Annotated in this window: 1 protein-coding gene; it reads left to right on the top strand. The window is 38.8% G+C overall.

All coding sequences use genetic code 11. The features are described 5' to 3' along the window. The coding region (locus tag ACY65O_RS19445) for a CheR family methyltransferase (RefSeq protein ID WP_462222520.1) at positions 1-2,130 on the top strand (2,130 nt) is incomplete at both ends.

Here is a 2,130-nt window from a genome sequence, read left to right as displayed (position 1 = left end):
CACCAGGAGCATGCCATAGGTGTGGTATTATCCGGCACCGCATCCGACGGTACATTGGGATTAAAAGCTATTAAAGAACATGGCGGTATTACGTTTGCGCAGGACGAAGCATCGGCAGAGTATGAAGGTATGCCGCATAGTGCAATTCTTGCAGGCGTGGTTGACTTTATTTTACCCCCCAGCGATATACCAAAAAAATTATTAGAAGTAACTAATAAAACAAAATTGAGTGATGAGCAACTGCAAAACATTCCCAGGCAGGATGAAGATGTTTTTAAACAAATACTTTCACTATTACGCATTCGCAAAGGGGTAGATTTTACATATTACAAACAAACCACCATCCGCCGCAGAATAATAAGGAGAATGCTGGTAAACAAAAATGAAGAAACCGGTGACTATCTTAAATTTTTAAGAGGAAATAATATAGAGCAGGATCTGTTGTATCAGGATATGCTGATACCGGTAACTTCTTTTTTTAGAGATAAAAAAGTATTTGAAGATTTATGTAACAATGTTTTTCCTGTAATTTTAAAAAATAAAATACCCGGCGAAATTACACGTATATGGGTAGCAGGCTGCAGTACAGGCCAGGAAGCGTACTCTTTTGCTATTTGCTTTAAAGAATTTTTAGGCGATAGTCATGAAAGAATACAAATTTTTGGTACCGATCTTAGCGAACCTGCTATTACTAAAGCCCGTACCGGCCTGTACGATAAAAGTGAAGTAGAAGGCGTATCAGCAGAGCGGCTGAAATTATATTTTACAAAAAACAATGGCGGCTACCAGGTAAATAAAAATGTTAGGGATATATGTGTGTTTGCCCACCACAATTTTTTAAAAGATCCTCCTTTTGGTAAAATGGATTGTGTAAGCTGTAGAAATGTGCTGATATATATGGAGCCTTACCTGCAAAAAAAAGCATTAACTACTTTCCATTATGCACTAAACCCAAAAGGATTTTTATTGTTAGGCAAATCTGAAACTACGGGTGGTGTACCCGATCTTTTTGCTGTAGTAGAAAAAACAGATAAACTATACACCCGTAAAGATGTGCCCGGCAGGTTTATGCAGGTAGCCAGCCAGCGAAGCGAACAAATATTAAACCGCCCTGCAGATAGTTTTAAAAGCGAGCCCATACGCACCGACTTTCAAAAAACAGCCGATGATATTTTGCTTACTAAATACACCCCTGCCGGTGTGGTAGTAAACGAAACCATGGATATTGTACATTTTAGAGGCAACACCGCAAACTATTTACAACAGGCCTCTGGCAAGCCCAGCCATAATTTATTGATGATGGCAAAAAATGGTTTGGGTTTTGAGTTGCGTAATATTTTGCACAAAGCAAAAACAGATAAGGTACCGGTTGTAAAAGAAAATATACCGCTTAGTGTAAATGGAAGCCTGCGTACTATTTCTATAGAAGCTGTGCCACTGCCCAATACGCTGGAACCTTATTATTTGGTACTTTTTCACGACAACATTTTAACAGACCCCAACGGATCGGTAACAGACACCAATAAAAAAGTTTCTGCTAAAATAAAAAAAGAGGAAAAAGATATTCAAATAAAACTGCTGGAGCAGGAGCTGGCACAAGCCCGTGAAGATATGCGGAGCATTACCGAAGACCAGGAAGCAAGCAACGAAGAATTGCAAAGTGCCAATGAGGAATTACTAAGCGGCAGCGAAGAATTGCAAAGCCTTAACGAAGAGTTGGAAACCAGTAAAGAAGAATTACAAAGCACCAACGAAGAGCTTACGGTTTTAAACCACGAATTAAATGGCCTTAATGAGCAGGTAACCGATGCAAGAAATTATGCCGAGAATATAGTGGCTACTTTGTACCAACCTTTGCTGGTGCTGGATAAACACCTGCGTGTAAAAACCGCCAATAAAGCTTTTTACAAAACATTTAAAGTAAATGAACAGGAAACAGAAGGCGTATTAATTTACGACCTGGGCAACCGGCAATGGAATATACCAGAGCTGCGAACTTTGCTGGAAGAAGTGTTACCACAAAAAACAAGTATCACTGATTATGAAGTAACTCATAATTTTTCATCTATTGGCATACGAACTATTTTATTAAGCGCCCTTGAAATTACAAGAGAAAAAAAGGAAGAAAAA

This window comes from Ferruginibacter sp. (assembly GCF_031430955.1).
Taxonomy (GTDB): Bacteria; Bacteroidota; Bacteroidia; order Chitinophagales; family Chitinophagaceae; genus Ferruginibacter.
The sequence above is the reverse complement of the archived record's forward strand: the minus strand, read 5'-3'. Positions and strand labels throughout refer to the sequence as shown.